Below are 6276 nucleotides of genomic sequence, written 5' to 3'. Positions count from 1 at the left end.
CCCATGACCAACCCCTTCGACGACGAGGACGGCACCTTCCTCGTGCTCGTCAACGACGAGAACCAGCACTCGCTGTGGCCGCAGTTCGCGGACATCCCCGAGGGCTGGACCGTCGCCCACGGCCCCGACACCAACGCCGCCTGCCTGGAGTACGTCGAGAAGTCCTGGACCGACATGCGGCCCAGGAGCCTCGCCGACGCCATGGAAGCCCAGCGGTAGCGCGGCCCGTAGTGAACCTGACCGACACCACGGACGAGGCCCGCCCCACGGCGGGCCTCGCCCCGCTCCACGACCTCGCCGCCGACCTGCTCACCCCCGAGGCCCGGCGGGACCCGTACCCGTGCTACGCCCGCATGCGGCGCGAGAGCCCTGTGCACCGCAGCGCCCAGGGCATCTGGTACCTCACCCGGTACGCCGACGTCGAGGCCGCCCTCAGCGACCTGCGGCTGTCCAACGACCGGGACCGGATGACCCGCGCCCTCGGCGGCCTGGGCGGCGACCTGAAGGCCCTCAGCAGGCTCTCCGACCGGCTCGGCCGGGTGATGTCCAACACCGACCCGCCGGACCACGCCCGGCTGCGCAAGCTGGCCAACCGCGCCTTCACCGCCCGGCGCGTCGAAGCCCTGCGCGACGGCGTCCAGCGGATCGTCGACCGGCTCATCGACGAGGCGGTCGCGGCCGGGCCCACCATGGACCTGATCGAGGCGGTCGCCTCCCCGTTCCCGATGTCCGTGGTCTGCGAGCTCTTCGGCATCCCGCCCGAGGACCGTCCGCAGGTCGAGACCTGGTTCCGCCGCTTCGGCCGGCTGGGCGAGGACATCGACAAGTCCGAGGAGGCGATCGGGCAGTACGAGGAGTACCTCGCCCGGCTCGTCCGCCGGCGCCGGTCCGAGCCAGGTGACGACCTGATCAGCGCCCTGGTCGCCACCCAGACGCAGGACGACCGGCTCACCGACTCCGAACTGCTGTCCACCTGTTTCGTCCTGATCACCGCCGGCGGCGAGACCACCACCCACCTGGTCGGCAACGGCATGCTCGCCCTGCTGCGCCACCCCGACCAGCTGGCCCGGCTGCGCGCGGATCCGGGGCTGGTCTGCGGCGCCGTCGAGGAACTGGCCCGCTACGACACGGTGACCCAGGCGATCGTCCGGGTCGTCGCGCAGGACCTGGAGATCGGCGGGCAACTACTGCGCGAGGGCGAGCTGGTGTACCTGTTCCTCGGCGCGACCAACCGCGATCCCGAGCGCTTCGAGGACCCCGACCGGCTCGACCTGACCCGCCCCGGCAACCGGCACCTGAGCTTCGGCCACGGCCCGCACTTCTGCCTCGGCGGCCCGCTCGCCAGGCTCCAGGCGGAGGTGGCCGTCGGCACGCTGGTCCGCCGGCTGCCCGAGCTGCGGCTGGCCGACGGCGCTGTGCTCGATTGGCGGCCCAACCCGCTGCAACGGCGCCTGAGCGCCCTCCCGCTCACCTACTGACCCATGAACGAGGACGAAGGAGCACCGACCATGGCCCGAGAGTTCGAGGTCCGCCGGGAACAGGACCTGCCCGCCACACCCGAGCAGGTCTGGGACGCGGTCGCCACCGGCGCCGGCAACCTGGGCTGGCTGTACCCGATGGAGGTCGAGCCGCGCGTCGGCGGAAAGGCCACCCGGGGCGACTCCACCGTCGTGGCGTGGGAGCCGCCGCGGCACTTCGCCGTCCGGGCAACCCAGGACGGCGGCTTCTCCAACACGCTCAGCTACCGCATCGAGCCCGCCGACGGCGGAACGAGCCGCCTGCGGATGGGGATCCACTGGGTGCACACGGGCATCGTCGACGAGGCCTGGGGGTGGGACGCCAAGTCGGACGTGGCCGAGAAGTACGTCGACTTCTACCAGCACGGCCTCGCCGAGTACCTGCGCCACTTCGCCGGCCGCCCCGCCGTCTACGTCAGGGCCCAGCGCCCCGAACCCACCGCCGACCCGGCCGATTTCGCCGTGCTGCGCCGCCGCCTCGGCCTCGCCGACGACGCGACCGTCGGCGACCGGCTGTCGCTCGACCTCCCGGATGCGGACGGCCGTCCGGAGGAGGTGGTCGTGGACTGGCTCAGCACCGACTTCGTCGGTCTGCGCGGCCCGGACGCGCTCTACCGGTTCTTCAACGGCAGCACCTGGAACGTGCCGATCTGGCTCGGCCACCACCTGTTCGCCGAGGGCGCCGACGAGCAGGCCACTGCGGCGTGGACCGCCTGGCTCAACGACACCCGAGCCTAGCCAGGGCCCCTGATGGAAACCTCAACGGGAACACTGCTCTACGCCGCCGAACTCGTCGAGGAGAACGGCGCCTACACCCTCGTCCTCCAGGACGTGCGGCGGGACACCGTCCAGACCACCCCGGTCCCCAAGGCCATGGTCGACAGGCTCCCGACCTTCCTCTCGGCGCTCACCGCCAAGCTCAACCCGGTACCGCCGAGCCGCCGCCGGTAGACCTGCTCGCCCCCACGAGGCCGGTGCCGTCCGGAAGCCACCGCTCCCGGACGGCACCGGCCTCGCCACGTCCGGCGGCGGCACCGCTCACGCCACCGCCTCGGTGAAGCCAGGCGGGGCCGTGCTGTCGCACCCGGTTTCCGAGACCTCCGTTGCTGCCCGAGAGCTACGAGGAGGTGTGCTCGTGCCTCGGGGTCGAGGACAGGCCCGAAGGATGGGCTCTGTGGAACACCTGGGGTTCCCCCTTCGGGGTGCGGAAGTCGGGGCTCGGCGGGCAGCCGTGACACCACATGCCGGCGCCGGCCAGCCCCTGGAGGGCATGGCCGGCGCCGGTGGACCGGAATTGAGCGAATTCACGTCACAGAAAATTCGACGGCGATCAAAGCGCTGCGGGGACTTGCGGTGATGCGGCCGGGCGAATTTCCGTTCGGGTCTCGCTCCGCCGGTTCGTCAGAGGATTTGGATGGAGTTGACCCTCGGCGGGCGGTTCGGGTACGTGATGTCGGTCCAGCGGTTGACCCTCACCGAGTCGCCGTTGGCGTCGGAGTAGACCAGGTCGTTGTTCCCCGTGGAGATCCGGTCGATCCACCACCCGCCGAAGCCGATCGTCCCCCCGTTCGCGTAGCAGTCGACGCTGTCACGGCCGTCGAGGTGCGACCAGATCTTCAGGAAGTCATTGCGGCTCCCGTCGCACTGGACGTGGTCGATGGCGAAGGCGTTGCCGGACGGTACGGCCACGGTGAGCGTGGCCGCCGCGGCGAAGGCCATCGCCAACGAGCTCACGACCTTCTTCGCTTTCGAGATCATGGATTCTCCTCAGCCGGATGAAATTTCGAATCGGAGTTCGCTTCGCAACGAGTTTCGGTTGCGTCGTGCTCGATCAGTATCCAGACCGCCTTTGTGAGGGTCAATCGAACAAGCCTCGACCTTACTTGTTCTCGGTCATTTCCATCCGGACTTTCGGCGAGGCGTGGGGTGTGTTGTTCTGGTGTGTCGCAAGTGGTTCCGGGGCCGGGCGGACGGGCCGTCGACCGAGATCGCCTACCGGCTGCTCTGACGTGGGGTGATGGTCCGACTGCCGACCGCGCGCGACAGGTGTTGGGGGCACCTGGCTGGGAGAGGGGGGTGGGGCTGGCGAGTTCGCGCATCACGTGTCGGGTGCTGCCGAGTGAGGGCGGAGTTGGCGTCCTCACGCCCCCGGCCGACCGCCGGGGGCGTGAGGACGAACCGGCCGGACGGTGAGGTGGCCGAACTCGCTGAGGGTTGTCCCGCAGCCAAGGCACGCAGCGACTCCGTACCCGTCGAACGCGCGGGTCAGCGGGTGCGGCCGCGGGGCGTGAGGGGGGTGCCGGGGAGCTCCGGGGCGGGAAGGCGGTTGCCCGGGTAGCCCCGGACGGCGCCGCAGCGGTCGGTGGCGGCCTGCCACTCGTCGCGGGCCTGGACGATGCCCTCGTGGGACTGCCCGATACGTCGCCGTCGGTCATCTCCATGGCCGCAGAGACGGGACCACCGGCAGCGTCGAGGATCCGGTCGCCGGCGGGGCGCTCCATCTTCGAGGGTGCGACCAGGACGCAGCGGATCCGGGCTTCCTCAAGGGCGCGGGCCCCCGACTCCACCATGCGCGCGGCCGTCCACCTGGAGTGCGAACGTGGCGCCGAGGCATACATCCGTGCGTTGCTTCTGCAGGCCCTCAGTGCGTCGGGCCTCGCACCGACCGGGCTGCGTGCCCGGCGTGAGCGCGGCGAGGTCGCCAGCCTGCGGGCCACGGTCGCCGTCAACGGCGACGTCGCCCAAGCACTGGAGCCGGTCATCTCGCGCCTCTCCCTGGAGCCGGGGCGTCAGCGACCTGCACTGGCACCTGGAGGAGGGCGACACGAAGCACCAGGCCCTGGCCTGACCACGCGTCAGTGGCGCGTCAAGGACCCGACGCCTCCCCGGGTGCCTGGCAGACTGATCGGAAGGAGAGGTGATCCGAATGAGAGCGGTACCCCGCCCGCGAACCGGTGAGGGCGCGGTGGTGCTGGGTGTGATCGCCCTGCTCCTGCTGGAGGTCGTCGCGCTGGTGGTGCTGCCGGTTTGCGACCGGCCGGTGGTCGGCGGCGCGCTGTTCGGTGCCGGCGTCGCGGGCCTTGCCGTGGCCGGCGTGCTGTGGCAGCGGCTGCGCAGACGACGCCACCCTGTTGTGCCGCAGGCGGAGGCGGACCAGGATTCGTGGTTCAGCGCCCACAGCCTGGAGGGCTTCCCGATGGAGGCGGTCCGGCCGCTGCTGCTGAGCGCGCACGCGCCCAGCCTCAATACGCTCTACACCGCGTGGGTGTTCGCCACCCACGGCCACGACGCCGGCTGGATCGCGCGCCACCTGAGCCTTCCCGCCGGCGTGGTCCGCCTGCTCGCCGACGCGCGGCCCGCCGGAAGGACTGAGGCACGCACCCCGCCTACAGGGCGTCCTGCGCGCCGGGTTCCAGAGTGAGTTCGCCGTCGCCGGAGTCGTAGTCGAACAGCTCGGCGTAGCGGCCCCAGTCGATGGCGGTGTCCAGCTGGCGGCGCGCGTCCTCGGCGGAGAAACCGCGCCGCAGCAGGTCGAGGAACAACCCTTCGCGCAGGGTGTGATCGTCGGTGGCGGCCAGGGCCTGGACGATGGCCCGCACGAGCGGGGCGCGGCTGGCGGCGTGGTGGGCGAAGAGCTGCTTGCTGGTGAGGATGTCGGCGGCGGCGAACTCGCGGCCGGCGTCGGTGACGCGGATGCGGGGGCCGTCCGTGCGCGCGAGGTCGAGCAGTTCGGCGGCGTCGACCAGGGGCAGGAGGTCGTCGATCTCGAAGTTGAGTTCGTCGGCGATCTCCGCCAGGCCGTCCTCGCCGCCGCGGGCGACGAGGATTTCCAGCAGGCCCGCCAGCCCGCCGACGCTGACCTCTGGCAGCGGCGCGCTGGTCGGGGTCGGGGCGGGCCGCTCGGCACCACCGGTCGTCGCAGGCTCTACCGCGGCGACGGCAGCTTCCTCCCGGCCGGTGAGGATGCCGTAGACGGTGTCGACGATGGATTCGAAGTGCGGGTCCTGGCGGTTGCGGGGGCGGGGCAGGTCGACGCGCAGTTCGGCCTGGATGCGGCCGGGGTTGGCGGCCAGCACGAGGATGCGGTCGGCCAGCAGGACGGCTTCCTCGATGTTGTGGGTGACGATCAGGATCGACTTGACCGGCGCCTCATGCCCTTCCCACAGGCCGACCAGCTCATTGCGCAGGTTCTCGGCGGTCAGCACGTCCAGGGCGGAGAACGGCTCGTCCATCAGCAGCGCGTCCGGTTCGACGACCAGGGCGCGGGCGAAGCCGACGCGCTGGCGCATGCCACCGGACAGTTCCTTGGGGTAGGCGGACTCGAAGCCGTCCAGACCGATCAGGTCGATCGCCTTCAGCGCCCGCTCGCGCCGCTCCTGTTCACCGACGCCCTGGGCGTGCAGGCCCAGTTCGACGTTCTGCTGCACGGTGAGCCAGGGCAGCAGGGCGAAGGACTGGAAGACCATCGACACACCCGGGTTGGCGCCGGTCAGCGGCTCGCCCCGGTAGGCGACGGTGCCCGAGGACGGGGCGATCAGCCCGGCGATGCACCGCAGCAGGGTCGACTTGCCGGAGCCGGACTTGCCCAGCAGCGCGACGATCTCGCCCTCCGCCAGGTGGAAGCCGATGTCGTCCAGGACCGGCAGCTCCCGGCCGTCGGGGGTGGTGAACGTCTTGGTCACCCGCTCGGCCCGCACGATCGTGGCGCCGGTCGGGCGGGGGCCGGGGGTGCGCGGGTGGTCGGTGGTCACGGGTCCTG

Annotated in this window: 8 protein-coding genes and 1 pseudogene; 6 read left to right on the top strand and 3 right to left on the bottom strand. The window is 71.4% G+C overall.

All coding sequences use genetic code 11. The annotated features are described in order from the left end of the window. Nucleotides 1-3: 3 nt before the first annotated feature. From ACFVHI_RS00980 to ACFVHI_RS00965, 4 genes are read left to right on the top strand one after another with little or no spacing between them, the layout of a single operon-like run. Nucleotides 4-219, top strand: a complete 216-nt coding sequence (locus tag ACFVHI_RS00980) for an MbtH family protein (RefSeq protein WP_380334400.1) — start codon at nt 4-6, stop codon at nt 217-219. Between the two features lie 11 nt (nt 220-230). Beyond that, the gene (locus ACFVHI_RS00975; RefSeq protein ID WP_380334398.1) at nt 231-1478 is read left to right on the top strand and encodes a cytochrome P450; all 1248 of its coding nucleotides are present in this window, start codon (nt 231-233) and stop codon (nt 1476-1478) included. 30 nt (nt 1479-1508) lie between these two features. Then, nucleotides 1509-2255 carry an SRPBCC family protein gene (locus tag ACFVHI_RS00970; RefSeq protein WP_380334395.1) on the top strand — a complete coding sequence of 249 codons (747 nt, stop codon included), beginning with the start codon at nt 1509-1511 and terminating at the stop codon, nt 2253-2255. A gap of 12 nt (nt 2256-2267) precedes the next feature. Then, a complete protein-coding gene (locus tag ACFVHI_RS00965) occupies nt 2268-2468 on the top strand; it encodes a hypothetical protein (protein WP_380334392.1) in 201 nt (66 codons plus the stop codon). Nucleotides 2469-2918: 450 nt separating this feature from the next. On the opposite strand, the gene ACFVHI_RS00960 is transcribed toward ACFVHI_RS00965, so the two are convergent. Together ACFVHI_RS00960 and ACFVHI_RS00955 are read right to left on the bottom strand one after the other, a co-directional pair. Further along, nucleotides 2919-3275 carry a beta/gamma crystallin domain-containing protein gene (locus ACFVHI_RS00960; protein ID WP_063351953.1) on the bottom strand — a complete coding sequence of 119 codons (357 nt, stop codon included), beginning with the start codon at nt 3273-3275 and terminating at the stop codon, nt 2919-2921. Nucleotides 3276-3782: 507 nt separating this feature from the next. Beyond that, nucleotides 3783-3935 (bottom strand): annotated as a pseudogene (locus ACFVHI_RS00955) (pirin family protein); the annotation flags it as partial. Between the two features lie 21 nt (nt 3936-3956). Between ACFVHI_RS00955 and ACFVHI_RS00950 the strand changes: the two are divergent. Both ACFVHI_RS00950 and ACFVHI_RS00945 read left to right on the top strand, forming a co-directional pair. Next, entirely contained in the window at nt 3957-4475 is a 519-nt protein-coding gene (locus tag ACFVHI_RS00950; RefSeq protein WP_380334907.1) for a hypothetical protein, read from the top strand. A 19-nt stretch (nt 4476-4494) separates the two neighbouring features. Further along, nucleotides 4495-4938, top strand: coding sequence for a hypothetical protein (locus ACFVHI_RS00945; protein WP_380334389.1), 444 nt, complete (start codon nt 4495-4497; stop codon nt 4936-4938). On the opposite strand, the gene ACFVHI_RS00940 is transcribed toward ACFVHI_RS00945, so the two are convergent. Further along, nucleotides 4904-6268, bottom strand: a complete 1365-nt coding sequence (locus ACFVHI_RS00940; protein WP_063351950.1) for a nitrate/sulfonate/bicarbonate ABC transporter ATP-binding protein — start codon at nt 6266-6268, stop codon at nt 4904-4906. The genes ACFVHI_RS00945 and ACFVHI_RS00940 overlap by 35 nt on opposite strands. Nucleotides 6269-6276: the final 8 nt, after the last annotated feature.

The organism is Kitasatospora sp. NPDC127121, assembly GCF_042677305.1.
Classification (GTDB): Bacteria; Actinomycetota; Actinomycetes; order Streptomycetales; family Streptomycetaceae; genus Kitasatospora.
Note: the sequence above shows the minus strand (reverse complement) of the source record. Positions and strands in the feature narration are given on the sequence as shown.